General features: G+C 64.5%; 29 protein-coding genes and 1 pseudogene. 19 read left to right on the top strand and 11 right to left on the bottom strand.

Annotation, left to right across the window (positions count from 1 at the left end; all coding sequences use genetic code 11):
* Positions 1–10: 10 nt before the first annotated feature.
* A complete protein-coding gene (locus tag CCR94_RS03270) occupies positions 11–2,113 on the bottom strand; it encodes a TonB-dependent hemoglobin/transferrin/lactoferrin family receptor (RefSeq protein ID WP_104506448.1) in 2,103 nt (700 codons plus the stop codon).
* A 233-nt stretch (positions 2,114–2,346) separates the two neighbouring features.
* Here CCR94_RS03270 and hemP point away from each other — a divergent pair, with 233 nt between their 5' ends.
* The 17 genes from hemP to CCR94_RS03185 all read left to right on the top strand — a co-directional run bounded on the left by hemP (position 2,347) and on the right by CCR94_RS03185 (position 17,204).
* Positions 2,347–2,535: a hemin uptake protein HemP gene (gene hemP / locus CCR94_RS03265; protein WP_104506447.1), complete on the top strand. Its 189-nt coding sequence runs from the start codon at positions 2,347–2,349 to the stop codon at positions 2,533–2,535.
* A gap of 14 nt (positions 2,536–2,549) precedes the next feature.
* Positions 2,550–3,437 (top strand): heme/hemin ABC transporter substrate-binding protein, encoded by an 888-nt coding sequence (locus CCR94_RS03260; protein WP_244593925.1) that lies wholly within the window; start codon positions 2,550–2,552, stop codon positions 3,435–3,437.
* Positions 3,434–4,510 (top strand): FecCD family ABC transporter permease, encoded by a 1,077-nt coding sequence (locus CCR94_RS03255; RefSeq protein WP_104506445.1) that lies wholly within the window; start codon positions 3,434–3,436, stop codon positions 4,508–4,510. Before CCR94_RS03260 ends, CCR94_RS03255 begins: the two co-directional genes overlap by 4 nt.
* Entirely contained in the window at positions 4,507–5,349 is an 843-nt protein-coding gene (locus tag CCR94_RS03250) for a heme ABC transporter ATP-binding protein (RefSeq protein ID WP_104506444.1), read from the top strand. The genes CCR94_RS03255 and CCR94_RS03250 overlap by 4 nt, the downstream gene beginning before the upstream one ends.
* Positions 5,350–5,485: 136 nt before the next feature.
* The gene (locus CCR94_RS03245) at positions 5,486–5,995 is read left to right on the top strand and encodes a hypothetical protein (protein ID WP_146089836.1); all 510 of its coding nucleotides are present in this window, start codon (positions 5,486–5,488) and stop codon (positions 5,993–5,995) included.
* A gap of 658 nt (positions 5,996–6,653) precedes the next feature.
* Entirely contained in the window at positions 6,654–8,525 is a 1,872-nt protein-coding gene (locus CCR94_RS03240) for a methanol/ethanol family PQQ-dependent dehydrogenase (RefSeq protein WP_104506442.1), read from the top strand.
* A 127-nt stretch (positions 8,526–8,652) separates the two neighbouring features.
* Positions 8,653–9,576 (top strand): methanol oxidation system protein MoxJ, encoded by a 924-nt coding sequence (moxJ, locus tag CCR94_RS03235; protein ID WP_104506441.1) that lies wholly within the window; start codon positions 8,653–8,655, stop codon positions 9,574–9,576.
* Between the two features lie 42 nt (positions 9,577–9,618).
* Positions 9,619–10,212: a cytochrome c(L), periplasmic gene (gene moxG, locus CCR94_RS03230; RefSeq protein WP_244593924.1), complete on the top strand. Its 594-nt coding sequence runs from the start codon at positions 9,619–9,621 to the stop codon at positions 10,210–10,212.
* Positions 10,213–10,310: 98 nt separating this feature from the next.
* Positions 10,311–10,604 carry a methanol dehydrogenase [cytochrome c] subunit gene (locus CCR94_RS03225; protein WP_104506439.1) on the top strand — a complete coding sequence of 98 codons (294 nt, stop codon included), beginning with the start codon at positions 10,311–10,313 and terminating at the stop codon, positions 10,602–10,604.
* Positions 10,605–10,732: 128 nt separating this feature from the next.
* Positions 10,733–11,746 carry an AAA family ATPase gene (locus tag CCR94_RS03220; protein ID WP_104506438.1) on the top strand — a complete coding sequence of 338 codons (1,014 nt, stop codon included), beginning with the start codon at positions 10,733–10,735 and terminating at the stop codon, positions 11,744–11,746.
* Positions 11,743–12,591 carry a DUF58 domain-containing protein gene (locus CCR94_RS03215; RefSeq protein ID WP_104506457.1) on the top strand — a complete coding sequence of 283 codons (849 nt, stop codon included), beginning with the start codon at positions 11,743–11,745 and terminating at the stop codon, positions 12,589–12,591. The genes CCR94_RS03220 and CCR94_RS03215 overlap by 4 nt, the downstream gene beginning before the upstream one ends.
* An 8-nt stretch (positions 12,592–12,599) precedes the next feature.
* The gene (locus CCR94_RS03210; RefSeq protein WP_104506437.1) at positions 12,600–13,502 is read left to right on the top strand and encodes a nonribosomal peptide synthetase MxaA; all 903 of its coding nucleotides are present in this window, start codon (positions 12,600–12,602) and stop codon (positions 13,500–13,502) included.
* Positions 13,499–14,503: a vWA domain-containing protein gene (locus CCR94_RS03205; RefSeq protein WP_104506436.1), complete on the top strand. Its 1,005-nt coding sequence runs from the start codon at positions 13,499–13,501 to the stop codon at positions 14,501–14,503. The genes CCR94_RS03210 and CCR94_RS03205 overlap by 4 nt, the downstream gene beginning before the upstream one ends.
* Positions 14,500–15,087, top strand: coding sequence for an MxaK protein (locus CCR94_RS03200; protein WP_104506435.1), 588 nt, complete (start codon positions 14,500–14,502; stop codon positions 15,085–15,087). The genes CCR94_RS03205 and CCR94_RS03200 overlap by 4 nt, the downstream gene beginning before the upstream one ends.
* A complete protein-coding gene (locus CCR94_RS03195) occupies positions 15,084–16,103 on the top strand; it encodes a vWA domain-containing protein (protein ID WP_104506434.1) in 1,020 nt (339 codons plus the stop codon). Before CCR94_RS03200 ends, CCR94_RS03195 begins: the two co-directional genes overlap by 4 nt.
* The gene (locus CCR94_RS03190; RefSeq protein WP_104506433.1) at positions 16,100–16,624 is read left to right on the top strand and encodes an SRPBCC family protein; all 525 of its coding nucleotides are present in this window, start codon (positions 16,100–16,102) and stop codon (positions 16,622–16,624) included. The genes CCR94_RS03195 and CCR94_RS03190 overlap by 4 nt, the downstream gene beginning before the upstream one ends.
* Before the next feature lie 52 nt (positions 16,625–16,676).
* The gene (locus tag CCR94_RS03185; RefSeq protein WP_146089835.1) at positions 16,677–17,204 is read left to right on the top strand and encodes a hypothetical protein; all 528 of its coding nucleotides are present in this window, start codon (positions 16,677–16,679) and stop codon (positions 17,202–17,204) included.
* Between the two features lie 11 nt (positions 17,205–17,215).
* Here the strand turns inward: CCR94_RS03185 and CCR94_RS03180 are convergent, their stop codons facing one another.
* Entirely contained in the window at positions 17,216–17,848 is a 633-nt protein-coding gene (locus CCR94_RS03180) for a response regulator transcription factor (RefSeq protein WP_104506431.1), read from the bottom strand.
* A gap of 74 nt (positions 17,849–17,922) precedes the next feature.
* Complete coding sequence (locus CCR94_RS03175; RefSeq protein WP_158254600.1) at positions 17,923–19,389, bottom strand: histidine kinase; 1,467 nt, start codon at positions 19,387–19,389, stop codon at positions 17,923–17,925.
* Positions 19,390–19,777: 388 nt separating this feature from the next.
* Between CCR94_RS03175 and CCR94_RS24390 the strand changes: the two genes are divergently transcribed.
* The gene (locus CCR94_RS24390) at positions 19,778–20,227 is read left to right on the top strand and encodes a DUF3617 domain-containing protein (protein WP_146089834.1); all 450 of its coding nucleotides are present in this window, start codon (positions 19,778–19,780) and stop codon (positions 20,225–20,227) included.
* Here the strand turns inward: CCR94_RS24390 and CCR94_RS03170 are convergent.
* The 3 genes from CCR94_RS03170 to CCR94_RS03160 form a co-directional block, all read right to left on the bottom strand.
* On the bottom strand, positions 20,214–20,417 hold the full coding sequence (locus CCR94_RS03170) for a WGR domain-containing protein (RefSeq protein WP_104506429.1): 204 nt from the start codon (positions 20,415–20,417) through the stop codon (positions 20,214–20,216). The genes CCR94_RS24390 and CCR94_RS03170 overlap by 14 nt on opposite strands.
* A 125-nt stretch (positions 20,418–20,542) precedes the next feature.
* The gene (scpB, locus tag CCR94_RS03165) at positions 20,543–21,280 is read right to left on the bottom strand and encodes an SMC-Scp complex subunit ScpB (protein WP_104506428.1); all 738 of its coding nucleotides are present in this window, start codon (positions 21,278–21,280) and stop codon (positions 20,543–20,545) included.
* 2 nt (positions 21,281–21,282) lie between these two features.
* Positions 21,283–22,152, bottom strand: a complete 870-nt coding sequence (locus CCR94_RS03160) for a DUF1403 family protein (protein WP_158254599.1) — start codon at positions 22,150–22,152, stop codon at positions 21,283–21,285.
* A 306-nt stretch (positions 22,153–22,458) separates the two neighbouring features.
* On the opposite strand from CCR94_RS03160, the gene CCR94_RS03155 reads away from it, so the two are divergent.
* A complete protein-coding gene (locus tag CCR94_RS03155) occupies positions 22,459–23,469 on the top strand; it encodes a tyrosine-type recombinase/integrase (RefSeq protein WP_244593928.1) in 1,011 nt (336 codons plus the stop codon).
* A 172-nt stretch (positions 23,470–23,641) separates the two neighbouring features.
* Here CCR94_RS03155 and CCR94_RS03150 read toward each other — a convergent pair whose 3' ends face one another.
* From CCR94_RS03150 to repC, 5 genes and pseudogenes are all read right to left on the bottom strand, one after another.
* On the bottom strand, positions 23,642–23,944 hold the full coding sequence (locus tag CCR94_RS03150; RefSeq protein ID WP_104506425.1) for a type II toxin-antitoxin system RelE/ParE family toxin: 303 nt from the start codon (positions 23,942–23,944) through the stop codon (positions 23,642–23,644).
* On the bottom strand, positions 23,941–24,201 hold the full coding sequence (locus tag CCR94_RS03145) for a type II toxin-antitoxin system ParD family antitoxin (RefSeq protein ID WP_244593927.1): 261 nt from the start codon (positions 24,199–24,201) through the stop codon (positions 23,941–23,943). The genes CCR94_RS03150 and CCR94_RS03145 overlap by 4 nt, the downstream gene beginning before the upstream one ends.
* 123 nt (positions 24,202–24,324) lie before the next feature.
* Positions 24,325–24,603: pseudogene (locus tag CCR94_RS03140) on the bottom strand (PIN domain-containing protein); the annotation flags it as partial.
* Positions 24,578–24,826 carry a type II toxin-antitoxin system VapB family antitoxin gene (locus CCR94_RS03135; protein WP_104506423.1) on the bottom strand — a complete coding sequence of 83 codons (249 nt, stop codon included), beginning with the start codon at positions 24,824–24,826 and terminating at the stop codon, positions 24,578–24,580. The pseudogene CCR94_RS03140 and the gene CCR94_RS03135, both read right to left, overlap by 26 nt.
* Before the next feature lie 114 nt (positions 24,827–24,940).
* A partial coding sequence (gene repC / locus CCR94_RS03130; protein ID WP_244593923.1) for a plasmid replication protein RepC occupies positions 24,941–26,179 on the bottom strand: 1,239 nt, incomplete at its 5' end.

Genomic DNA, 26,179 nt, shown 5'->3' with positions numbered 1-26,179 from the left:
GATCACCATCCTATTTCGCAGCATATTTGACGGTGAGGGTGAGTTTCGCCGTCAGGCCCGGGCTCGCCAGCGTGTCGAGATATTGCGCATAACGCCGGTCGAACAGGTTCGTGACGCTCAAGCCCGCGTTCAGCCAGTCATTGTGCTGGTAATCCGCGAACAGGTCGAACAGGGCGTAACCGCCGCTCGGCGTGGTCACGCCCCTGGCGCTGCAGTCGACGAAGGTGGCGCGCCCGCCGACGGTCAGGGCCTCGTTGAGGAAACGCAGACCGCCGGTGAGGCCGAGCCGGTGGGGGCGCACGCTGTTGAGCGGCGCATGGGTTTCGAGATTGCGCCCCCGGTTCAAGGTGGCGTTGACGGAGGCAAAACCGTCGCGCCAGTCATAGGCGGCCTCAAGCTCCAAGCCGTAGATTTCGGCGCGCGCGACGTTCATATATTGATAGGACTGCATGGACATGCAGTATTTGGGAGCATATTTGCAGACCGTCGCCGGCATGCCCGGAATGTAGGGCACGAGATAGGAGGCGCCGACCGTCTCCATGTCGATGAAGTCGGTGACTCGATTGTCGAAGGCGGTGATTTTCGCGCGCAGCTTGTCGCCCTCGCGCAGGACATCGTCATATTTCAGATTGACGCCGCCCTCGACGTCATGGGCGACCTCCGGGCGCAGGCTGGGATTGGGCAGGATGGTGAAAGCCGGAAACGGATGGGTTCCCGCGATCAGCGTTTCCGTGATCGACGGCGCGCGGTAGCCTTCGGCATAGGTCGCGAAAACTTCGGCGCCCAGAACCGGCGAAACGCCCACGGTGATCTTGGGCGAAACGCGGTCGCCGCTCGACTCATAGGCGCCGCCGTTGAGCTGGTAGCGGTCGTAGCGCGCCGCGCCGATCACGCGCAGCCAGCCGCCATAGCGAATCTCGTCCTCGACAAAGGCGCCGGACAGAATTCGCTGGCCCGAGGGCGTGAGCGCCGCGATGAAGCCGCCGGCGTTGTCATTGGTCTTGACATGGTCCCACGACGCATCGCCGCCGAAGGTCAGGGCATGGTCGACGCCGAGCGCTGCGAAGCGGGCGGTGTTGTGGAGATCGAATCCCTCGGTGTCGATCTTGTCGGAACGTTTGTCGCCGACCTTGGCGCCCAGCGCGGAATAGGTCGCGTTTGCGGACGTCAGCGTCTGCACATTCTGCGTCTGCGTGACATAGACCTTGGCGCTGAGATCGAGCAGCGGAATGTCCGGGCGGTTGAAGCGATAGCCGAGCGAATAGGTTCCGGTATTGACGTCGTTGTTGAAACGCGATCCCGCGGCGCTCGTGCCATTGTTGGCGTATTGGTAATTCTGGGTCAGCGCCGACACGGTGATTTCCTGGCCTTCGGCCGGGCGCAGCCGGCCCTTGAACAGGCCGCCGATGGCGTCATTGCCGCTGTCGGAGACGCGGGCGCCGTCGCCGTCGCGATAGGGCTCGCGGTTGCGATAGAGGAATTGCGCGTAAAGGTCGGCGTAATCGTCGATGCGGGCGCCGGCCGCCGTGCTGTTGAGGAAATTCTGTCCGTTGGTTCCCGCGCCGAATTTTTGCACGACGCCATATCTCTCGTCGGATTTCAGAATGTCGTCGACGCCTTTCGTGGTCAGCGACACCACGCCGCCGATTGCGCCGGAGCCGTAGACATTGGCGACGGGACCGCGCGTGACTTCCGCCCGCCCCAAAAATTCCGGTTCGAGATAAAAAGTCCCTGAGGGACCGTGATCGGAAATCTGGTAATCTTGGCGGGCGCCGTCGACCAGCACGTTGACGCGGCCGAAATCCTGCAAGCCGCGAATGTTGATGGACTGGCCGGGATCGTTGGCGGTCTGCTGCGCCGCGACGCCGGGGACGTCGCGCAACAGGTCGGACACGGTCGAAGGCTGGAAGCGCTTCGCCTCGGCCGCCGTGACCGTGCTCGCGCCGGCGAGCGTGTCGACGGTCTTTTCGTCCGTCTTGGTGGCGGTGACATTGATCGTGTCGAAGCCGGACAGGTCGGCCGCCTGCTCCGCTCGCGCCTCGCCCAAGCTTGAAACGGTCGCCAGCGCGACCGCGAGACAGGCGCGCCGCTTTGCCGAGAGAATTACAGACATTCAATACCCCCAACCCATGCAGATGTGCTGGCTGGGCGGGAGGGCCTGGCTGGCTGGCGCGCGCCCCGGTTGGACACGCACGTCACGTTGCAAGAAAAAATGACCGACTGGAAACGCGGCGGCAAGCGAACCGTTAAAATTTAGAATGGTTCAAAAAACTGCCCATTGCTTTGACAGCCCGCGGACCCGCTTCCTACCTTAGCGGCATCGTCACACATGCCTTGCGTTCATTCATGGAAAAATCATCGAAATTCCCGCCCGGTCCGGAAGCCCCGGCGCCGGCCTTCGCGACGGCCGTCGCGCTCGACGCCATCGACGCGCGCAGCCTGATGAAGGGCCGCAAGGAGGCGCTGCTCCTGCTCGATGGCGAGCCCTATCGCCTGCGCATCACCGGCAACAACAAGCTGATCCTGACCAAATGACCGAACGGCCTCACATGATATCGAAACGAAAGCGCATCGCGAATTTTGGCCCGGTCCTCACCGCCGCCGTGTTCATGTTGTGCTTGCGCCAGATTGCGCCGGTCGCCGCGCCGGCGCAGGAACGCTATGTCGTCGTCGGCGGCGCCCTCACCGAAATCGCCTATGCGCTGGGACGCCAGGATGCGATCGTCGGCGTCGACGCCACCAGCCTGTTCCCGCCGCAGGCGCTCAAGGACAAGGCCAATGTCGGCTATTTCCGCGCCCTGTCGGCGGAAGGCGTGCTGTCGCTGCGGCCCACGCGCATTCTGGCGGTGGAGGGCGCCGGCCCGCCCGCGACGCTCGACGCCCTGACCGCCTCCGGCGCCTCGGTCCAGCGCGTCGCCGACCAGCCGACGCCGGACGGCGTCGCGCAAAAAATCCTCGCTGTCGGCGCCGCCCTCGACGCCGCAAAAGGCGCGGAGGCGCTGGCGGCCGAGGCGCGCGCGCGTTTCGCGGCGCTGGAGGCGCGCCGCCAGTCCATCGCCACGCCGAAGCGCGCGCTGTTCGTGCTCGCCGTGCAGAACGGCCGCCTGTTGTGCGGCGGCGCCGGAACGGCCGCAGACGCCATGCTGCGTCTCGCCGGCGCGGTCAATGTCGCGGGCTTCGACGGCTACAAGGCCATAACCGAGGAGGCCCTGGTCGCCGCCGCGCCCGAGGCGATCGTCGGGATGGCGCGCGACGGCGCCGCCGTCGCCGAGGCCATCAAGGCCGCGCCCGCAGTGGCGCGCACCCCCGCGGCGCAGCGCCAGGCGATCTTTGAAATGGACAGCCTCTATCTGCTCGGCTTCGGCCCGCGCGCGCCCGAAGCGGCCGCGGAGCTGATGACCAGGTTCTATCCGGCCGGCGGGACGGACGCGCGATGACTTGCGACCTGCCCCTGTCCGGAGGCCAGGACAAGCGCGCGACCCTCGCCCTGACGGTCGCGGTCTGCGCCTGCCTTGCGGCTGTGGCGTTCGGCCTGTGCCTGGGCGCAACCTCGATTCCGCCATCGCGCGTGACCTCCGCGCTATGGCGTGAACTCGTCCTCGGCGGTCCTGGCGCCGCCGAGGGCGAGCATTTCATCGTCGTCGGCCTGCGACTGCCGCGCGTCGTGCTCGGCCTCGAAATCGGCGCCGCGCTGGCGCTGGCGGGGGCGATGATGCAGGGCCTGTTCCGCAATCCGCTGGCCGACCCCGGCCTGGTCGGCGTCACCAGCGGCGCCGGGCTGGCGGTGGCCATGACCATCGTGCTCGGCGAACAGATTTGGGGCGGGGGCGCGCAATGGCTGCATGTCGCCGCGCTGCCCGCCGACGCTTTCCTCGGCGGCCTCGCGGCGACCGCGTTCATCTATGTGCTGGCGACACGAGGCGGTCGGACGTCGATGACGGTGATGCTGCTGGCGGGCGTCGCGCTGTCCGCCTTCGCCGGCGCGGCGACCGCGCTTTTGTCCTATATTTCAGATGACCGGCAATTGCGCGATCTCAGCTTCTGGTTCCTCGGCAGCCTGGGCGGCGCCAGTTGGGGCAAGGCGGCGATCCTGGCCCTGGCGCTGACGCCGGCGCTGCTCGCCATGCCCTGGCTGGCGCGCGGCCTCAACGGCCTGGCGTTCGGCGAGGCCGAGGCGTTCCATCTCGGCTTGCGCGCCGAAGTGATCAAGGGCGCGGCCATCGGCCTGATCGCCCTGGCGGTGGGGACGAGCGTCGCCGCGGCGGGCGCCATCGGCTTCATCGGCCTGATCGCGCCCCATCTGGTCCGGCTGATGGCCGGGCCGGATCATCGCGTCCTGTTGCCGCTTTCCGCGCTGTGCGGCGCCACCCTGCTGGTCGGCGCCGACGCCCTCGCCCGCACCTTGCTGGCGCCTGCGGAGCTGCCGGTCGGCATTTTGACGGCCAGCATCGGCGCGCCCTTCTTCCTCTGGCTGTTGTTGCGCGACGCCAAGCGGAGCGATCCGACATGAACGCATTCATCCGGGCCGAAAACCTGACCTACGCCGTGAACGGACGCAAGCTGATCGACTCGGTTTCCGTCGGCTTCGATCCCGGCGCGTTCGTCGCCATCATCGGTCCCAATGGCGCGGGCAAATCGACCTTGCTGCGTCTGCTGAGCGGCGAATTGCGGCCAAGCGCGGGACGGATCGCCTGGTCCGGAGAACCCGCCGAAAAATTTTCGCCCGCGCAACTGGCGCTCCGCCGCGCCGTGATGGCGCAGGGCGCGGCGCTGGCGTTTCCCTATCCGGTTCACGAAGTGGCGCGGCAGGGCCTCGCGGTGGTCGGCCGCCGCCTGCCGAAAACGCAGGCGGACAAGATCGTCGCGCGCGCTCTGGCGGTCAGTGGCGCGCAGCATCTGTCCCACCGCAATTTTCTGACCCTCTCCGGCGGCGAACAGCAGCGCGCCCGTTTCGCCCGCGCCCTGTGCCAGTTGAAAGCGGCGCAGGGCCACGGCCGCTTTTGCCAAGCCCTGCTGCTGGACGAGCCGACGTCGAGCCTCGACCTGGAGCACCAGCTCGCGCTGCTGGGCGCGGCGCGGGCGATTGTCGCCAGCGGCGTGACCGTGATCGCCATCGTGCACGACCTCAACATCGCCGCGCGTTTCGCCGACAGGCTGGTCGTCCTCGCCGGCGGCCGCGTGGTCGCGGACGGACCCGCCGCCCAGGTGATCGACGAGGCGCTGGTGCGCAAGATTTTCCGCGCGAGCATGCGCGTCGATCGCGAGTCCGAAACCGGGCTGCCGATCATCTTGCCACAGATAAATTCCGGCCGCGACATTCACGCCCAAGCGTTCCTAGAGCGCTTCTGATCAACGCCCGCGCCTGGCGGCGCGGCGGTGGACGTTCTCGTCGCCGCCCCAAACAAATACCGTTCCATCACGGCAGCGATGGCGCAAGAGCGTGCCGCCGACGGCGGAAGCGGCGTGCAAATCTGGGCGATGTCAGTTGCGCATTGCGCCGCCCAGTCGCCACCGTCATCGTTGTGCGGCGTCGAGCGCGAAAAGCTTCCGAGGCGTCGCCGCCGACAAGTCAGCAGGAAACTTCTTGGGCTTCCGGCGCGCGACAATTGCCGACAGCCTTTCGATGTGCAAAACCCACATACAAGAGCTGGAGCGGGCGGAGGCAGCCTGGCTGGTTGGCTACCGCAGTCTGTTGATCTTGAACACTCTTAGTTTGTCGATACTTCCTTGGTGGCCAAGAGCAGCGTTGCGTCCCGCTTCTTTCGGATCAGGGGCATTGATCGCTCTTTCTTTCCCGGCAAGTCTGATCCTCGGCGGCGATCCGAAGTCAGCCTCTCTTCACATCACCGAAGATTGGGCGTTGTTTCGGCTTGCAGAACCGGTCAGTGATTCCATCGAACCACGGCCGACGCCCGACGCCTCGTTCCTCGTCACCGAGAGCGATCCCCGCATCGTGATGCTCTCGCCCGCCGGCCATTCCCACACGCGCCTTTAGCCGCCGGCAGAAGGCTGCGCTATTTACACCATCGACGCGACCACGAAAGACGGCATTCGCCTTAACCGGCGCGACTGCAATGAGGGTTACAGCCGAGTCCGCCTTGATTTTCGAAGACGCTCTGGCCGACGCCCTCAGGCGGAAGGAAGTCTGCGGCGCAAGATCGCCTCGGTCATTCGTCCGCGGAGAGTTCGACGACTTCCGCTAAGAGAATTCTAATCCGCCCAAGCGGGCGCGGTTCTGGACCACGCCAGCCGCCAAGCGGCAAATCGCATCCGAATATTCTCGTCCGCACCGGAAATACTCCCAACCGTCGAAGCGCCTCCTTTTGACCTCGAAGCCACGCAGATGGCGCTGCCGCTATTCATTTTTCGACAAGCTTCGGATTGGGTGGCGGAGACCGCTTGCGCAGCGTGGGCTTGCGGGGTCGCCATTTTTCCCGATGCGCGCTTCCAATATTTCTAATGGACACCCGGAAGCCGATAAGATGTCATAATTGCGTTTGAAGGGTCTTGCTTAAGTAGATCTTGATCTACCTTAGCGGTGACGGCCAAACTATAATAAAATCGAGCAATCAAACTCTCCGGCAAATGAAACGGGTCGTTCTGACGTCCGAAGCCTTTGGCGCGACTGGTGGGGTTGCTCATGGAGGATGCCCATGAAACAGGTCATGAATTCAGTTTCCTTGCTCGGGGTGTGTCTGGCATCGATTCTGGTCGCTTCCGGCGTTCGAGCTGAAGACAAGCTGGACGCCTTGTCGAAAAGCGAAGACAACTGGGTGATGGCTGGCAAGAACTATAGCGCCAACCACTTCAGCACCCTCACGCAGATCAACACCGAAAACGTCAAGACCCTCCGTCCCGCCTGGAGCTTTTCGACCGGTCTGTTGAGCGGCCACGAAGGCGCGCCGCTGATCGTCGACGGCAAGATGTATATCCATACCTCCTTCCCCAACAACACCTTCGCCCTCAGCCTCGACGACCCGACCCGCATCCTTTGGCAGGACAAGCCCAAACAGCCAGCCACCGCGCGCGCGGTCGCATGCTGCGACATCGTCAATCGCGGCCTTGCCTACTGGCCGGGCGACGACAAGTCGCCGCCGCTGATCGTCAAGACGCTGCTTGAGGGCACGGTCTCGGCCTTGAACGCCAATACCGGCGAACTGGTCTGGAAGATCGAAAATTCCGACTACAAGGTCGGCTCGACGCTCACCGTCGCGCCGCATATCTACAAGGACAAGGTGCTGATCGGAAGCTCCGGCGCTGAACTCGGCGTGCGCGGCTACATGACGGCTTACGACGTCCGCAACGGCGAGCAGAAATGGCGCGCCTACGCCACCGGCCCGGATTCCGATCTGCTGATCGGCGACGCGTTCAACAAGGCCAATCCGCACTATGGCCAGAAGGGCCTGGGCACGGCGACATGGGAAGGCGACGCCTGGAAGATAGGCGGCGGCACCAACTGGGGATGGTTCGCCTATGATCCCGGGACCAATCTCGTCTATTACGGCACCGGCAATCCCGCGCCGTGGAACGAGACCATGCGGCCCGGCGACAACAAGTGGAGCATGACCATTTTCGGCCGCGATCTTGACACGGGCGAAGCCAAGTTCGGCTATCAGAAGACGCCGCATGACGAGTGGGATTACGCGGGCGTCAATGTCATGATGCTGTCCGAGCAGAAGGACCAGAATGGCAAGCTGCGAAAGCTGCTGACCCATCCCGACCGCAACGGAATCGTCTATACGCTCGACCGCACCGACGGCACCCTGGTTTCAGCCAACAAGATCGACGACACAGTCAATGAATTCAAGCGGGTCGATCTCAAGAGCGGTCTGCCGATCCGCGATCCCGAATATGGCACGCGGATGGACCATCTCGCGAAGGACATCTGCCCTTCCGCCATGGGCTATCACAATCAGGGCTTTGATTCCTACGACCCGAACAAGGAATTGTTCTTCATGGGCATCAACCATATCTGCATGGATTGGGAGCCCTTCATGTTGCCTTATCGGGCCGGCCAATTCTTTGTCGGCGCGACGCTGAGCATGTATCCGGGACCCAAGGGCGACCGCCAGAAATATGAGGGCCTGGGACAGGTCAAGGCCTACAACGCCATCACCGGCAAGTTCAAGTGGGAGAAGATGGAGCGGTTCGCCGTCTGGGGCGGCACGGTCGCGACCGCCGGCAATCTGGTGTTCTATGGAACGCTCGACGGCTTCATCAAGGCCCGCAACTCCGACACCGGCGAATTGCTCTGGAAGTTCAAGCTGCCGTCGGGCGTGATCGGCTATCCGATCGTCTATCAGCACAAGGGCGCGGAATATGTCGCGATCAACTACGGCGTCGGCGGCTGGCCAGGCGTCGGGCTGGTCTTCGACCTTCAGGACCCGACCGCCGGTCTCGGCGCGGTCGGCGCCTTCAAGCAACTCGCCAACTACACCCAGATGGGCGGCGGCGTGATGGTGTTCTCGCTGAACGGCAAGGGCCCCTACGACGATCCGAACCTTGGCGAATATTCGGCGAACTGAGGCTCCAGGCGGGAGGGCGCCGGTTCTTCCGCCTCATTTTCGCGATCCCGATCAATGTCGGTACGTCCAAGCGGCGCAAGGCCGGCGGGCGCTCGGGACTCCTGCAAGCGCAATCAAGGTCAATCCCATGCAAGCACATCATGCCGCCTTGCGGTTCGCCCTGGCCGGGCTGTTCGCCTCCTGGGCCTCCCTCGCCCTGTCCGCCAATCTGGGCGTGTCCGCGGCGCCCGACGCGAAGGAGGCGAGCGCCGAGCAATCGGCGCCCGCCGACCCCGGCGCGCTACGAATTTGCGCATCCGCCAAGCAGCCGCCCCTGTCGATGACCGACGGCTCCTTGTCGCGCACGACCGGACTGGGCCTGGAAAACAAGATCGCCGTCGCCTTGGCCGAGGCCATCGACCTCAAGCCGAGATTCGTCTGGACCGACAAGCCGGCGATCTATCTGGTGCGCGACTTTCTCGACAAGCGGCAATGCGACATCGTCATCGGCGTGGACGCGGGCGATCCGCGCGTCGCAACGTCGAAACCTTACTACCGCACCGGCTATGCGATGGTGACTCGCGCCGACCGGGATCTCGACATCTCCTCGTGGAACGACCCGCGCGTCACGCGATTGGCGAATGTCGCCGTTCCCTTCGGCTCGCCGGCAGAGGCGCTGCTCAAGGACCGCGGCCTCTATGAAAACAACATGAACTATCTCTATTCGCTGGTGAATTTTCGTTCGAGCCGCAATCAGTACAGCCAGATCGACCCGATGCGCATGGTCGCGGAAGTCGTCGACGGCCACGCCGACGCCGCGGTCGCATTCGCTCCGGACATCGCCCATTACGTCAAGACTTCGGCGACGCCCCTGCGCATGGTCCTGTTGGCGGACGACGCCAGGAAATCGAACGGCGAGGCGATCCCGCAGCACTTCAGCCAGTCCTTCGGCGTCCGCAGCAATGACGTGGCGCTGCTGGCGCGGATCAATGACGCCCTGCCCAAGATCGCATCGAAAATCGAAGCCATTTTGAAATCGGACGGCGTGCCGCTTCTGCCCGTCGCCAATTGACGGCGGGTTCGGCAACAACATCAATTCCGGAGAGCAACGCTTGTGAAAAACTCAGCCCAAGCGACCTGGATGGGCGCCGCGCTTTGCACGATCATATTCTGTGTGGGCGCGCATGCGATCGAGTCCTCGGTCGAATTCCACAATACGGTCACCGGCGAGACCCTCAATCTCGACGAGTCCCTCCCACAGGGGCGTGACACGCCGGGCGTGAAAACGTTCCTGCAAACGGGGATCGATCCCTATATCGAGGATCGCAGTTGCCTGAAGCGGGGCGAACAAATCTTTCTGACCGCCTGTTCCGGCTGTCACGGCGAGATTGGCGAGGGCAAGGTCGGCCCCGGCCTGAACGACGATTACTGGACCTATCCGGAAAATCAGACGGATGTCGGCATTTTCGGCACCGTTTTCGGCGGCGCGCGCGCCCAGATGGGACCGCAGGTGCAGAATCTGACCATGGACGAAATGCTTCTGGTCATCGCCTGGGTGCGGCATCTCTACAAGGACGACGTCAAACACGCGCCCTGGTTCAACGAGGCGCAGAAGAAGACCTACCAGCCCTACAAGCTCGGAGAGAAGTTCTCGGACGAAGAGCCGGGAATTTGCGCGGCTCCGCCGCGCCAGGCCGCCGCCGAATGAGCCGTCCGGTTCCGGCGGATGAGGCCTGAGCGGACGGCGACAACAATTTCAGCGTGAAACAGCAGCGACACCAACGCTGAATGCAAAGGAGGAAAACCATGCAACATGCGAAATATGCATTTTATGTCGCCGTGGCGGTCTGCCTCGCGCCGATCGGTGCGGCCCACGCCTATGACGGCGCGAATTGCAAGGCGCCGGGAAATTGCTGGGAGCCAAAACCGGGCTTTCCAGAAAAGATCGCCGGATCGAAATACGATCCCAAGCACGACCCCAAGGAAATCGCGAAACAGCAGGCGTCGATCGATTCAATGGAAGCGCGCAACGCGAAACGCGTCGCCCATTTCAAGAAAAGCGGCAAATGGGTTTTCGACGTCGACAAGATTCCGGAATGAGGATCTGACCAAGACCGGCGCTCAGGCGCGAACGGCTTGAGCGCACGCCGTGCTCCCCCGCCCTCTCCGGCGCGGGACGGCGCCTCCTCCCGGCGCCGTCCCCCAGATGCTTCAGGGAATCCAAAAACGTGAATGTCACCGCCTCGGCAGGCCGTCGCTCCGCTCTCGCGCTCGAAACCGAAATCGCCAAGGCGATTGTGGGGCAGCAGCGCGCGATACGATTGATCGTGATCGCGATCTTCTCGCGCGGCCATGTGCTCATCGAAGGCGATGTCGGCGTCGGCAAGACGACATTGTTGCGCGCGGCGGCGCGCGCGCTCGGCGGGGATTTCGTGCGCGTGGAGGGCGCGGTGGACATGATGCCCGCCGATCTTCTCTACAACAGCTATCTCGGCGACGACGGCAGACCGCGAGTCGAGCCGACGCCGCTGCTGAACAAGGCCGACCGGCTCGCCGTTTTCTTCTTCAACGAGATCAACCGCGCCCGGCCGCAGGTGCATTCCCTGTTGCTGAGATTGATGGCCGAGGGACAGGTTTCGGCCTTCAGCCGGGATTACGATTTTCCCTTTCTTCAGGTTTTCGCCGATCGAAACATGGTCGAACGCGAAGAAACCTTCGAACTCCCGGCGGCGGCGCGCGACCGGTTCCTAATGGAAATCTCCATCGCGACGCCGAGCGACGACGCCAGCCGGCGCCAATTGATCTTCGACCCGCGTTTTCAGGATGTGGACGAACTGCTTGAGCAGGTCAGGCCAGGGCCACTCGACTTTCGCGACGTTCCCGCCCTGGCGCGCGCCATCCAGCGCGGCGTGGCCGTGCGCCCCGCCTTGCAGGATTATGTGCTCGCGCTGTGGCGCGCCATGGCCGCACCTGCGAAGGCCGGCATATCCCTGCCTGGGCTCGACATGGAAACGCTCGTCAAGGGGGGCGCCAGTCCGCGCGGGCTTGGCTTCCTGATACGCGCCGCGCGGGTCCGCGCCTGGCTCGAAGACCGCGATTACGTGACGCCCGAGGACATTCGCGACCTGTTCGTCGAAGTCATGGCCCATCGCGTTTTCATCGATCCGATTCACGCCATGCGCGGCGAAGACCCCGTAAAGGAGCTGTGCCGCGCCATATTCGACAGGACGCCGACGCCATGACCCCTTCGGCGCCTCCAGAAATAGTCTACAGGCTGCGCGAGCGCATCCATTCCCACATGGCCGGCGCCCATCCCTCGGCGGCCCTTGGCGGCTATGGACGTTTCCACGACCAGACGACCTTTCTGCGTCATCCCGACGCCAGACGGATCGATTTGCGCGCCAGCCTGCGCGATCCCTTTGAAGACATTCACGTTCGTCGTTTTGCCGAGAGGCGCGCCGCGGACGTTTACGCCGTGGTCGATCTGTCCGCCTCCATGGCGGTCGCCGGCGCCTGCGTGAAAATCGAACTGGCGCGGACGGTTGCGCTGGCTCTGGCCTGGTCCGCGCCCGGCGTCGGCGACCGGTTCGGGTTGATCGGCTGCGCCGAACGCGAGCGCTCGCCCGTCTTTCAACCGGCGACCCGCGCGCGGGCCGTGGCCCTCCGCGCGGCGGACTCGCTCAGAGCCGAGCTTTGCGCGGGGCGCGCCGCGGACGGTTTTGTCGCGACCGCCGGACTGCTCGGCCAGCGGCGCAGTCTGGTTTTTCTCATTTCGGATTTTCGCTGGCCGCCCGGCCTCGTCGAAAGTGTCCTCGGGCGTTATGCCGCTCACGACGTTGTGGCGGTCGTTCTGGTCGATTCCGAGGAGGAAAATCCGCCGGACTGGGGATTGATGGCGTTGGCCGACAGCGAGAGCGGCGAAAGACGGCTGGTGTTCATGAGGCCGGCCTTGCGCCGGCGCTGGGCCGAACGCGAGCAGGAGCGGCAGGCGCGTCTCGCCTTTCTGGCCGGACGCGGTCGCCCGCCGATCTTCCTGCGCGACCGCTTCGATCCAGCGGACTTCAGTCGTCGTCTTCTCGCGGTCTGAGGCGCGACATGCGACTCCACTTTCTCGTCCTCCTTCTGATTTCAACCGGCGCCGCGCGCGCCGCCGATCTCGCGGCGGAAGTTCATGTCGAGCGGTCCTACGGCTATATGACCGGCGACCTGACCCGCGCCCGCGTCGAAGCGCGCGGGCCGGCCGATGCGCGTCTGATCGCCGCCTCGCTGCCGCATCCGGGCCCGGTGACCGTTTCGCTCGAACTGCGCGACCTGCGGGTGGAAGAAGCGCGCGACGCCAACGGCCGTTTGTGGCGCATCCATCTGGTGTACCAGAATTTCTATTCCGCGCTGGACGTGCGCGATGTTCATGTACCCGGCTTTGCATTGCGCTTCGCCACCAGCGCCGGCGAGGTCTCCGTCGATTCGCCGGCGTGGAGCTTCAGCGTCGTCCCGCTTCGCGAAATCGCACCGGCGGCGAAGGAGGATCCCGACGATTATCTTCGCCCCGATCCGGCTCCGGTCTTTCTCGACGCCGCGCCGGCGCGGCGGTTTGCACTCTTGAGCGGCGCCGTCGCGCTGGCGCTTTTTCTGGCGCTGTGCCGCGCGCGCGGCTGGCCGCCGTTCGCAGGGAGATCGGGGCGGAATTTCGCGGGTCTTGCGCGCCGTTTGAAGAAAGCCGCGCGCAAGCCGGGCGGAGCGCCAGCCTTGCTGGATGCGATGCGCGATATGCACAGAGCTTTTGATTCCGCGCATGGCGCAAGTCTGCTGCGCGCCGATCTGCCGAGTTTCTTGCGCGCGCATCCGCATTTCGAAGCTCAGCGGCCGGACATCGAGCGTTTCTTTCTCGCATCGGAACGCGCCTTTTTCGGAGCGGACGGCTTGCGCGGGCAGGACTTGACCTTGGCGGAAATCGCCGAGATCGCGCGTCGGATGGCCGCGCGGGAGCAGGCGACATGATCGCGCTCGGCTTCGATACCCCCGACATTTTCTGGCTCGCGCCGCTCGCGGCCGCGCCGCTGGCGTTTTCGCCCTTGCGCATCAGGAAAACGGCCGCGATCGCGGCGGTTCCCGAGGATCGCCTGTCGGCCGCGATCGCGGTCGTCCTGCGCATCGCCGGATGCGCGGCGATCGCGGCGCTGCTGGTCGGCGTCGCCGGGCCTTATCGAACGGGCGCCTTGGTCGACCACATCGGCGAGGGCGCGGAAATCGTGTTTCTCATCGACCGCAGTGCGAGCATGAACGAGAATTTCGCCGGGCGCGCGCCCTCGGGCGACGAGCAGTCCAAGGCCCGCGCCGCGACGCAAGTGCTGCGCGATTTCGTCGCCGGTCCGCGCAAGGATCTCGCGGGCGTCGTCGGCTTTTCCACATCGCCCATGCTGGTCGTTCCGATCACCGATCGCCGCGAGGCGATCCAGGCCGCTTTCGCCGCCGCCGCGCGCCCCGGTCTCGACCACACCAATATCGGGCGCGGTCTCGCCATGGCTCTGGCCATGTTCCGCGCCGACGAGTCCGGCCGCTCCCGCGCCCTGGTTCTGGTGTCCGACGGCGCGGCGGTGATCGATCCGCACTTGCAGACCGATTTGCGCGCCGATTTCAAGAAAGCCGGCGTTCGTCTCTACTGGCTTTTTCTGCGCACCGAGGGCAACGCCCGCCTGCACGATATTCCAGAATCCGGCGCGGACACGCCGCAGGCGGCGCCGGAGCGCCATCTCGACCTGTTCTTCCAGTCGCTGGGCCAGCCCTATCGCGCCTTCGAGGCCGAAAGCCCGGAACAGGTTCACGCGGCGGTGGAGCAGATCGACCGGCTGGAGCGCCGCCCCGTCCTGTTCACGGAAATCGCGCCGCGTCAGGATCTTTCGACGCCGGTTTTCACCCTCGCGGTTTTGGCGATCCTCGTGCTGACCCTGGCCAAACTCGCGGAAATTCCCGCGCCGGTCCGGCGGGGGGGCGCGTCATGAACCCGCCGGGCAAGCGGATCGGCCAAATCCCGCGCGCGCGGCTTTCACCCCTGCTGGCGGTCGCGCTCGCCGTCGCGGCCTTCGCCACGCTTGTCTTCGCCCGCGAATGGAGCCGGGCGACCGCGCTCAACCGCGACATCGCGGACTTGCGCGCCGGGAAGGACATCAAGGTCGAACCCAACGCGCGGCCGGAACTGCTGCTGGCGCGCATGGCCTTTCTCCTCCAGCGCGACGAGTTCGACGCCGCCCGCGTGATTGCGGCGGCGCTGGACCGGACGGATCGGGACGATCTGGCCGCGCGGGGGCGCTACCTGCTCGGAAATGCGCAATTGCGCAGGGGATTCGCCCTGATTCAGGCCGCCGACCTCGAAAATGCCGGCATATTCGTCAATCTGGCCAAGCGCGACTACCGCAAGGCCCTCCAGCGCGCGCCCGGCTTCTGGGACGCCAAATATAATTTCGACGTCGCCTCGCGGCTGATGCGCGACTATCCGAATTTCGCGCAGGAAAATGGCGACGAAATGCCGGCCGATCCGAAAAAAATCTGGACGGACCTGCCCGGCGCGCCGCAGGGGCTGCCATGACGCGCGCGAATTGGCGAGATCCTCGACTGGGCCTGCTGATCCTCGCGCTGGCCTTGACCCTGGCCGCGCTGTCTGGCGTTCAGACGGTGATCCGGCGCGCCGTCTACGATGTCGTCATCATTGTCGACATCACCGGCAGCATGAACACGCGCGACGCGACCCTGGCGGGACGGCCGGCGTCCCGCCTCGATTTCGTCAAGGCGGTGTTGCGCGAGAGCCTTGCAAGCTTGCCCTGCGCCTCGCGCGTCGCGCTTGGCGTATTCTCCGAGCGCCGCCCCTTCCTCCTGTTCGAACCCGTCGAAATCTGCGGCAATGGCGCGCCGGTGGCGGGGACGTTGGACGCGCTCGATTGGCGCATGGCCTGGGAGGGCGACAGCCATGTCGCGGCGGGCCTTTACCGATCGATCGAAATGGCGCGCGACGCGACGGCCGACCTGATGTTCTTCACCGATGGGCAGGAAGCGCCGCCGCTGCCGCTTTCAGGACCGCCGGCCTTCGATGGCCGGATTGGCGACGTCCACGGGCTGATCGTGGGGGTCGGCGGCTACGAACTGTCGCCCATCCCGAAATATGACGACAGCGGCCGGGAAATCGGATTCCAGGGCGTCAATGACGTGCCGCATGAAAACCGTTCTGGCGGACCGCCGCCGGACGCCGAACAGCGCGAGGGCTATGATCCGCGCAACGCGCCGTTCGGCTCCAGGGCCATGGTTGGCTCGGAGCATTTGTCCTCGGTGCGCGAGCCCTATCTGAAGTCGCTCGCGGAAACGACCGGCCTTCGCTATGTCCATCTCGAAACCGCCGACGCCTTGTCGCGCGCCTATCGCGCCGCGGCGCATCCGCGCGCTCTCGACGCCGCGCTGGATTTGCGGCCCGCCTGCGCCGCCATCGCGGCGCTCATGCTTCTCGCGCTCTATATCCTCCCTCCCCTCCTGAGCCGGCTTTCGGCGAACCGGGCGCGCCGGGCCGAGCGGTTGCGCGCGCCATCCCCCAAGCCTGAAAGGAAAGCAGCATGAAACCCTTCTGGATCATGACGGCGCTGTGCGTCTGCGCCCCCGCCCTGGCGCATGGCCCCACGCCGATCAAAGTGGACGAATCCATCGTCATCGCCGCCGATCCGAAGGCCGTCTGGGCTCTGGCCGGCCCCATCGACAGTCTGTCCGTCTGGCATCCCGACGTCGCCGCCGTGAAAACCTCGGGAGGCCCAGGGAACGGCGCGGAGCGCGAGATCGTGCTGAAGGCCGGCGGCGTCATCAAGGAGGGCGTCGATGAATACGATGGCGCCGGGATGAAATATTCCTACCGCATGTACGATCCCAATCTCGACGCGCTTCCCGTGAGTTCCTATTCGGCGACATTTTCGGTTACGCCGGCGCCGGACGGCGGCAGCGAAGCGCATTGGCGCGGCCGACTCTATCGCGGCGACACCTCGAACGAGCCCCCGGAAAACCTCGACGACGACGCCGCGCGCGGGGCGATCACCGCCTTCTTCCGCCACGGCTTGGACAATTTGAAGAAGAAAGCCGAAGCAAGATGATGACGCGGGCCGGCGCGGCCCTGGCTTTTCCGCTCGGAGCGGGGGGCGGGACGTGACGACGCCAAGGTTCACCCTCCCCATCTTGGCCTGTTGCGTCGGTCTTGCCGGCTGCGGCGACGATGCCGAAAAAGGCTCGGACATCGCCCCATCCGAAACGATCGTCCGAGAGGAGACGGGCTCCGCGACCTGGATCAGGCGCATGGACGCCGTGGACCCCGCGGTTTGGCTGGCCAGTCAGGAAAAACGCCGCGCCGTCGCCCGTGACGATCCCGAAGTCGGCCGCATTCGCCGGGCCATGGACGAGGCCGCGCCGAAATTTCTCGAGCCGCGCAGAATGATCGCCAATCGAACGGCGCAATTGGCGGAGTCGCTGGCGCAAATCGGCAAGCGCGAGAGCGCCGCCGATCTGATCGTGGAGCTTTCGGCCTTGGTCACGCCGGATCATGGCAAGGAGACCTATGGCGACCTGTGCCAGTTTTACATGTCGCTCCGGCGCGCCGGCTATACGCGGGAGGACGCGCTTGAAAGGCTGGACTCGCCCTTTCGCCTCAAGACCGGCGCCGGAGCGCGGGACAAATAGCGCCCGTCGTCTCAGCGCGACCGGCCGCCCGCGCGCCGCTCGACCGCCAGACGGATGAGATCGGCGTTGGAGCGCGCGTTGAGCTTGAGTTTTAACAAAGTGCAATTGTTGGCGACGGTCTTGTAGGACACGTTGAGGTCATGCGCGATTTGCACCATGGCCTTGCCATTGGCGAGGGCGTCGAGGATCTCGGCTTCGCGGGGCGTCAGCGTTTCGGACTGGCTTGCGCTGCCTTTCGGCGCGGCGAAGGCCAGTTTCATGGCCATGCTGTTGGAGAGATATTTCTCGCCGTTCGCGACGGTGCGAATGGCCTTGAGGAAATCCGCGGGATCCTCCGTCTTGGCGACGAATCCACAGGCGCCGAGATCGATCGCGCGAGATACGAAACCGGGGTCTTCGTTCATCGAAAAAGCGAGAATTTTCGCTTTCGAATTCTTTTTCAGGAGGTCTTGCAGCAATTTGTAGCCCGACACCTCCGGGAGGTTGATGTCCACAACGATGATGTCGAATCTCGTTTCGGCGCAGGCTTTTAGCGCTTCCGCCGCATTATGCGCGTCAAAAACCTCGAGATCGGCTTCGCGCGACAGAATGCCCCTGCACCCTTCGCGCACCATGGGATGATCGTCCACGATTAAAATTCGCATTGTCCTTCCAGAACCCTGTTAAAAGCCGCCGCCGAACGCGCGGCCGGCTTCGCAAGAGGCCGAGCCGAATGTCATCACGAATTCAATCGATTTCCAATCGAATCCGACGGATTCGTCCCGGCGCCGTTTCCCGCCTCGGAACGCTCAACAACGCCGTCTCCTTCCCTGTCCGCCAGCGGCAGGGCGGCCGCGACGCGAAGGCCGCCGTCGGCGCCCGCTTCGATCGCAAAACGCCCTCCCAGATGCGCGGTGCGCTCCTTCATGCCGAAAACGCCGCGTCCTCGACCGGACGGCGAGCGAAGACCCACGCCATTGTCCTCGACCGTGACCAGGAGCGCTGGCGCGGCGTCGGTCTCGGTGAGTCGTCCCGCTGTCTCAATCCAGCCCAGCGCGATGCGTATCTCGATGCGTTCGGCCCCGGCATGGCGGAACGCATTGGTCAAGGCTTCCTGAACGATGCGATAAGCGGTCAGGGCGAGTTTCTCGTCGAGAGTCGCCAGATCGTGCGGACACATCAAGACCACCTCGACGTCAGGATGATGAACCCGCCAGAAATCCACCAAGGCGCCGAGCGCCTGCTGCAATCCGAACTCGACGACTCCCCGGGGCGAGAGGCGTCCGAGCACGTCGCGGAACAGGCTCTGGAGGGACTCGCTTGCCCGTCCGACCTTGGCGCAGGCGTCGCGAACCGCCCCTGCCTCGGGTTGGGGTCTGGCGCTGATGCCATTCAGTTCCATCACTCCGGCCCGGATCGCAAAAAGGCAGGGTCCGGCTTCGTCATGAAGTTCGCGGGCCAAATCCTGGCGCTCACTTTCCTGGACGTCGATCAGTTGCGCGACGAGGTCGCGGTTGCTCGTGGTCACACATTCCAGCGTCCCGGCGAGCGAGTTCAGCGAAGCCGCGATGACGCTGAATTCCGCCGGGCCTCCGAAAGCGGCGCGAACGCCGCTCTCGCCGGCTTCGAGCGCGGCCAGTCCATGCCGCAAACCTTCGAGCGGCCTCAGCGACCAATTCAAAATGAACAGGGCGGCGACGAGGAGCACGATCGATACCGCCATGCTGACCGCGGCAAGTCGAACCACGTCAACCCATATTTCCTCGATTTCGTCAAACGGACTCGCCGCCACGAGTATTTTTCCGAAATTGGCGCCCCTGACATTGACGGGAATTTGCAGCGTCTTCGGCGCGGGACGAACGAGCGCGGCGAACCAGTCGGGCGCGGCCAAGACGTCGTGATTTCGCGCCTGAGGCGGGATCGGCCGCGCAACGCCGTCCGGGCCGACGACCACGACCACGACGTGCCGCAACGCCCCAAGGCTTTGAAAGAATAACGCAAGCATACGATCAGGTTCGGCGGCGTCCTGGAAGCCCGCCGTGGCCATGACGGCAATCTGCCGCGTTAGGCTCAGGCTTGCCTCTTCCTCCTTGAGGATGCGCGGTCGCGCATTGGCGAGCAGGATCGCAAGATTCACGGTGAAACCGGCGAGCGTCACGAAACCGATCAGCGAAGCGAGCAAGGTTCTCAACGAGAGTTTGGGCACTTGCCACATCCGGGCATTTTCATCGTGAGTGCTGAGATTGCGTCGAGCTTAAAGGAGCGAATGCGGGCAGCGCAAGATGGCTGGCTTCTCGCGAAACTCGAAAAAAGCGGGAGCCGCCGCATTGGAGAAAAGACGGCTCCCGCCGCGTGACACAACGCGATGAAAATGCAGCACATCCAAACGTTTTTGGTGTTCGGCGCGATACAGGGGGAGCCTATCAATATCGTGCATCAAGATATACAGGACTTATTCTTGCAAAAATTCCCGAGGATGATCGGGATATTATCCCGGAGTTGATTCGGCTCACCACAAGGCGTCGCGGGGGTGGCTAGACGCGTTTCGGTCATTTAGATGATTGTATTCAACTTTTCCTGGTCAGGAGAGATCGATGCGTTCCGCCCGTTGGCCGAGCTTGCTTCTATTGGGCTCGTTGACAAGCCATTCCTTCATTCCGGTCGCCTCGGCGGAGGAAACGGCGCTTCCCCAACGGCGGCCAGGATTGTGGCTCATTTCGACGATTTCGCCGGATATGGGCTTGCAAACAAACGAAGTCTGCGTTGCGGCAACAGATTCTATCCTCGGGGCGGCCGGACACGGCTGTGCGATTCCGGTGGTGACGCGCCAGGGCGACGCTTTGATCGTGACAATTGCCTGCGGCCACGATGACGATCGCGATATTACGAGCCTTCTCTTTACTGGTGATTTTCAGAGTTGGTATCGCGCTCAATCGCGAACCACATCGGGAACCCGCCACTCGGGGTTTACTATTGACGCCAGATTTCTGACGGAGGATTGCGACGCGAATCCCAAACACCAGAGCGACCTCAAGGCTGGATAAAAGTTGGGGGCAACGTCACGGTAAACGTCCCGATCATGTGGCGACCCGGCGTGTCGATCCGTCCCCAGGTTCGCGCCAGCGCGTGTTCGCCGAACAAAGTTGAATGCACCTCGCGTTCGGAACCGCGCCACATGGTGCGCGCGGTGTCGATGCGTTCGAGGTGGAGTTGGTGAACGGCGGGGCGTGTCATGAGCCAAGGTTGCGGCAAATCCGCGTGCTGTCCAACGCAAGAACTGAATCAATCAGCCCGCGATTGAATCAGCGCGTCGATGACGCCCCCCGCGCTACATGCCTTGGAGGCTGGGTTGGTCCGCCTCAAAGACGGTCGTCGTCAGAGTCCTGACCGCCTGCGTGCGGCGGCGCTTCGCCTTCCTCTTGCTCGTCATCGGGAATGATCCCGAGAACGCGATCAAATTCTTCGCCGATGGCGGGCTGTTCCTCCTGCTCAGCTCTCCGCGCCAGCAGTCCAGCCTCTTCGAGCGCTTCGATATCAGGCAGGTCGCGCAAGCTCCCGAGCCCAAAAATTTCGAGAAACAGCTTGGTGGTCACATAGGTCAGCGGCGCGCCGGGCGCCGGCGAACGCGGGCCGGCGCCAATCAGCCCCAGACGTTTCAGGCGCGCGAAAATATCGCGGCTAATCTCCTTGCCGATGAGACGCGACAGATCCCGGCGCGTCACCGGCTGCAGATAGGCGATGGCGGTCACCACCAGATGCTCGGTCTGCGACAAGGCTTTGAGCGCTCCCTCCCCGCCCGCCGCGCCGGAGGCGCGGATGGCGTCGGCGAACCGGGGCCGGGTGCGATGGCGCCAGCCGCCGGCGACGAATGCCAGTTCGTAAGGGCGGTCGGCCAGTTCGTGCTGAATGTCGGCGATCAGCTCGTCGAGGCGGCAGGTTTCGCCGACCAGCAGGCTCAAGTTTTCGCGGGGCACGGGGGTCTGCGAAGCGAAGATCGCCGCTTCGACCCGTCCCATCCATTCACGCCAGCGCAGTTCCCGCGACAGATCGGCGAGTTCGCGATCGAACAGCAGGTCGCCTTGCGCGGGAGGCCGCATGGTCACAATCCGTAGAGCCGGAAACTTGGACGTTGCGTCATCTCGCGCAGCGCCCCAAGTTCGACCAGCCGCTCGAGAAAGCGCCGCGCGGCCCGATCCGAGCCCAGCGCCGCCGATCCGGCGCGGCAGAGATCGCCGGCGGAGACGACATCGTCGGCAAGCAGCGCGGCGACGCCGCGCTCAGCGCCTTTGACGCGCACGGTCGCGGCCGCGGCGATCAGCCGGGCGGCGCGACGCTCCAATTCCATCGCCCGGCCATGGCAGGCCAGGGCCTCGCGCAAAATTTTGGCGTAGCGCTCCGCGACAGTCCCCCGCCGGCCGACACCAGCCGCGCCGATCACGGACAACGGGCGGGGCCAGCCGAGGCGGCGCGCGAGAACAAGGTCGGCGGCCATGGCGGCGAGGACGCCGCCCTCCCCTGCCCCGGCTTCCAGCGCCGCGACGCAGGCGTCCGCCGCCTCGATCGCCGCCGCGACCGGGTCGGGATTTTTGGACGCGCGCGTCAGGCCATCGAAAACAGCCATTGGCGCGCGGACGCCAAGCGCCTCGGCAAAGGCCGCAAGGCATGGCCCCGCAAGCCGCGTCGGCCGGGCCGAAAAATCGCGCCAGACGCGATAGATTTTGCCCGCCGGGCCGGGGTCGTCGCCAGGCCTCGTCAAATGATGGGCGTCGCGCAGGGCCGCCTCGTCCTCGCGATGGCGTAAGCTGCGAACGCTGGTCGCCGCCGCCTGCAGCGCCTGCCGCGCGCGCAACGCTCCGAGCCAACCCGGTTCGGCTCGGACCATGCGATCGAGGGCGAGCAGGACGGCCCCGGCGGCGAATTTTTCCGCGCCGGCGTCCTGCGGCGATGGCGCCAGCCATGGCGGAAGCATATGACATATATGCTCTTTTTCTGAAGGCGCGCCCGCATTCGCCGCGCGTTTTCGGCGCGACGGTTTGGGCGGAGCGGCGACGGGCGGGCGCGAATCCATGACCGGCAGCATAGCAAAGAGCGGCGCTTTGTCAGCATATTTTACGCTAAAAGCGCCGGGCTTGTCTTGAGCTGCAGATGTCCGATAAGATTGCATTATCGGACATAATAAGCTAGGCTTTCGAATATGGTCGAAACGCCCGCCAAAGCGCAAGAAAACGCCCCTCCCGACGCCCGCGAGGCCCTGCCCGGCCAGGGCCTCGCGCCGATGGATGAGCCGTCCGACGCCCTGCCGACCCATCTCGCCGGCCTCGCCGACAAGGCGCGCGACTACGTCAAGGCCGCAAGCTCGCAAAACACCACTCGCGCCTATGAAGCCGACTGGCGCCATTTCAACGCCTGGCGCCGCCGGCAAGGCCTGAGCCATTTCCCCGCCAACGAACCGCGGATCGTCGGCCTGTACATCACCGCCTGCGCCTCGGGCGCCGCCAGCGCCGACCGCAAGCCGAATTCGGTTTCCACCATCGAGCGGCGGCTCTCGGCGCTGAGCTGGGGGTTCCGCCAACTTGGCGAGAATTTTGACCGCAAGGACAAGCACATCCTCGCTGTCCTCGCCGGGATCAAGCGCACCCACGCGCGGCCGCCGACGCAAAAGGAAGCGGTCCTGCCCGAAGACCTGCGGGCGATGCTGGCGACACTCGAGATGGGCGATCTGCGCGGCCTGCGCGACCGCGCCCTCCTCCTCATCGGCTTCGCCGGCGGCTTGCGCCGCTCGGAAATCGTCGGGCTCGATTGCGGCGCGAAACAAACCGAGGACGGCTCCGGCTGGGTCGAGATCTTCGACAAGGGCCTGGTCGTCACCTTGCGCGGCAAGACCGGCTGGCGCGAGGTCGAGATCGGACGCGGTTCGACCGAGGCCACCTGCCCCGTCGCCGCGCTGCAAACATGGCTCAAGTTCGCGCGCATAAACCATGGCCCGCTGTTTCGGCGCGTCGCCGGCGCCAAAGGCGTCGGCGCCGACCGCCTGACCGACAAGCACGTCGCCCGGCTGGTCAAGGCCACGGCTTTGGCGGCGGGGGTGCGCGGCGATCTCAGCGAAGGCGAGCGGAAGGAAAAATTCTCCGGCCACTCGTTGCGCGCCGGCCTCGCCTCCTCCGCCGAGGTCGACGAGCGCTATGTGCAAAAGCAGCTCGGCCACGCCAGCGCCGAAATGACCCGGCGTTATCAGCGCCGCCGCGACCGTTTCCGCGTCAATCTGACCAAGGCGGCGGGGTTATAAGCTGTTGTTGCGACTGGCAGAGTCTCAGCCCGAAAATTGCGACACTTGATGAAAATCAGGCGCCATCGTTTTACGTTGGCCTTTCAAATTGAAATCGGCAGCTAAGAGCGACAGCGGCTTGCAACGATCGCAGGCGCGCCGGGGAGCGCGCCGCGACGGTAAGAGCCGGGATTCACTTCGGAGCCCATTCGACGAGAGAAAGATCGCGCGCGCCATCGATCACGCGCACGATCTGCACGCTGTCGCCGGTGACGCGGTACAGCGCCAGCCAGCGTTCGATGACGATCGCGCGCGCATCGGGATGAATCTCGGCGCGCGCGCGACCGAGTTGCGGATGCGCCTTGAGCAACCCGCACACCTCTTCGATGTGGTCATAAATGCGATCCGCCACCGCTTCCGAAGCGCGCTCGGCGAGAGCGGACCAGATGTCGAGCAAATCCTCACGGGCCTGATGGGTGTAGCGCACCGGGCTCATGCGCCGCGATTGGCGGCGGCGCGGCGCGCGCGCGCATCTTTCTTCAGCGCGATGAAATCAATTTCTCCGGCGTCGCCGCTGTCGACACCCTGTGTCCAAGCCTGGCGCAGCAGGGCGAGCTTTTCAGCCTCTTGCAGCTCCGTCTTCTCCATGAGCCGCAGCGCTTCGCGCACAACCTCGCTTGATGAGCCGTAGCGCCCGGTCGAGACCTTGTCCTTGACGAAATTCGCCAGCTCATCAGGGAGCGATACGTTCATGTTCATGGCGCGGCCTCCGGCTTGTGTCTTATCATGACTAAATATAGCATTTTTAGCCATCAGTGGAAGTTCGAACGGCCATTGAATCGTCCATTCCAACGATGCCGAAGCCCGGATGGGTGTCGCAGCGCCCATAATCTCGCCACAGCCAGGGCGGCCTCTTCGGTGAAATCCAATATCCGATCGGCGAAGCGGCGCCGCCAGTGCGCCACTCCCTGTTCCAGCACGTTTTTTCTTAATCCCCAACGCGATTTCGGCGATCATGACCGTTGGCAGGGCGAATTCGTCGTCATGCCGAACGAGCCAAGCGACGACGGCCTCGCTGGGCGTTTTTCTCAGGGTGTCTGAAATGACGTTGGTGTCGTGTCGAGAAAGATCAAAGATCCGGCCCCGAATGGACATTCCTCGTCTCGGCGATGACGGTTTCGAGATCAATGTCCATGCCAAGGCTCTTGAAAATCCGGGCATAGAACGACGCGGCCGGCTCTCGCTCAACTTCGCGAATTTCGTAGGCTTCGAGCGCGCGCTCGACGATTTCGGCGATCGAACGCTTTTCGCGGCGCGCAAGCCGATGCGCCAGATCACGAGCTTTGGCGCTGCGCACGGAGAGTTGAGGTTCGGCCATGGATGATCCTTTCGGCCAAAGATAGGCTCAGCCAATCCTGCCATCAAGATCGCGGCAGGTGACATGACGGCGCCGGAAAACACCGCCCCAGATGCATGCGTCGCCAAGTTGAAGTCAGCCGGCCGCACCGCGTGCTCCCTTGCCGAGTTTACCGCGCAGCAGCGCCATCAGCACCGGGCCGATCGAGAATTCCTTGGCCCGTGCTTTTGCCGACAGCGCGCGGAGATAGCCCCCGGGACTGCTGATCGCCTCGCCTTTTTGCAGGATCGCGGCGATCATCACCGCCGCATCCCCTGCCCCCATGGTTTCCTGCGCCTCGCGCCAAGCGTCGGCCGAGATGCCGAGTGCGGCGCGCGCCAATGCCGCCGTGGCGATCAGATCGCGCCACGACTGGATCCCGTCCTTGGCGTAATCGACGATGTCGGGGCAGGCTTCGAGCACCATCCCGAGTGGGTAGGCTTTGACCGGTGCTGCCCGGTGCGAGGCTTTCTCCTCATCCTGGGTTTCGGACCCTTGTGGAAGGCAGGGATCGTCGTTCATAGCGCCAAAATCGCCGACCCAGCCTTTTTGGTGGCTTGGTTCAAGATCAATTGGAGAGTTTGATTTTGAATTGTGTATGTGGCGCTCGGTTTGAGACTCATTGGCGCTCATATTTTGAGGGTTTACGTGGGTTTCCAACAGATTGAACACTTCGGCGGACAGCGCCGCCAACTCATCCGCCAACGGTTCCAACTCCGCCAACGTCGCTGTGCGCGGAATCCGAACCACGATGCCGCGAAACATCTCATGGACGACAGTCCAATCCGCAGGCCCCTGCCCTTCTCGACGCGTCGGCACGCCCTCTTCCAGGCCGGTTTCGATGATCTTGCCGATATCGCGCCGACAAATGGTGATCCGTTCGCGAACACGTTTGAGCGCGCGCTCTTCCGCGCGGACGGCTTCAGCGAGCGCCTCGAACTCGTCGGCGCGCGCGACCAGAGGCGAAAGGTCAAAACCAAAGGCGATCTCGACCTCCCCTGCCCCATCCTTGCGGGCAAACCGCTTGCCGTTGGGGCTGTCACGCCGCACGATCAACCCGGCGTCGACCAGGACGGCGAGATGGCGCCGGAGCGTCGCCGGCGCCATGCCATGAGCGCGCAGGCTGAGCATCCTATTGGACGGGAACACAACCAAATCTTCGCCGCCCAGCACGGTCTCCGGATGGAAGGTCAGCAAGGCGTCGAGCACCGTCAGGGCGCGTTCGGACACGCCAAGACGCGCGCGCGCCGCGCAGATCGCCCGAAACACGTTCCATTTGTGCGCGACTTTTTCCGGCGGGCGCGCTTTTGACGCCGCTTGGCTGGCCACATGGGC

Origin of the sequence: Rhodoblastus sphagnicola, from assembly GCF_002937075.1 — a bacterium.
Lineage (GTDB): Bacteria > Pseudomonadota > Alphaproteobacteria > Rhizobiales > Beijerinckiaceae > Rhodoblastus > Rhodoblastus sphagnicola.
Note: the sequence above shows the minus strand (reverse complement) of the source record. Positions and strands in the feature narration are given on the sequence as shown.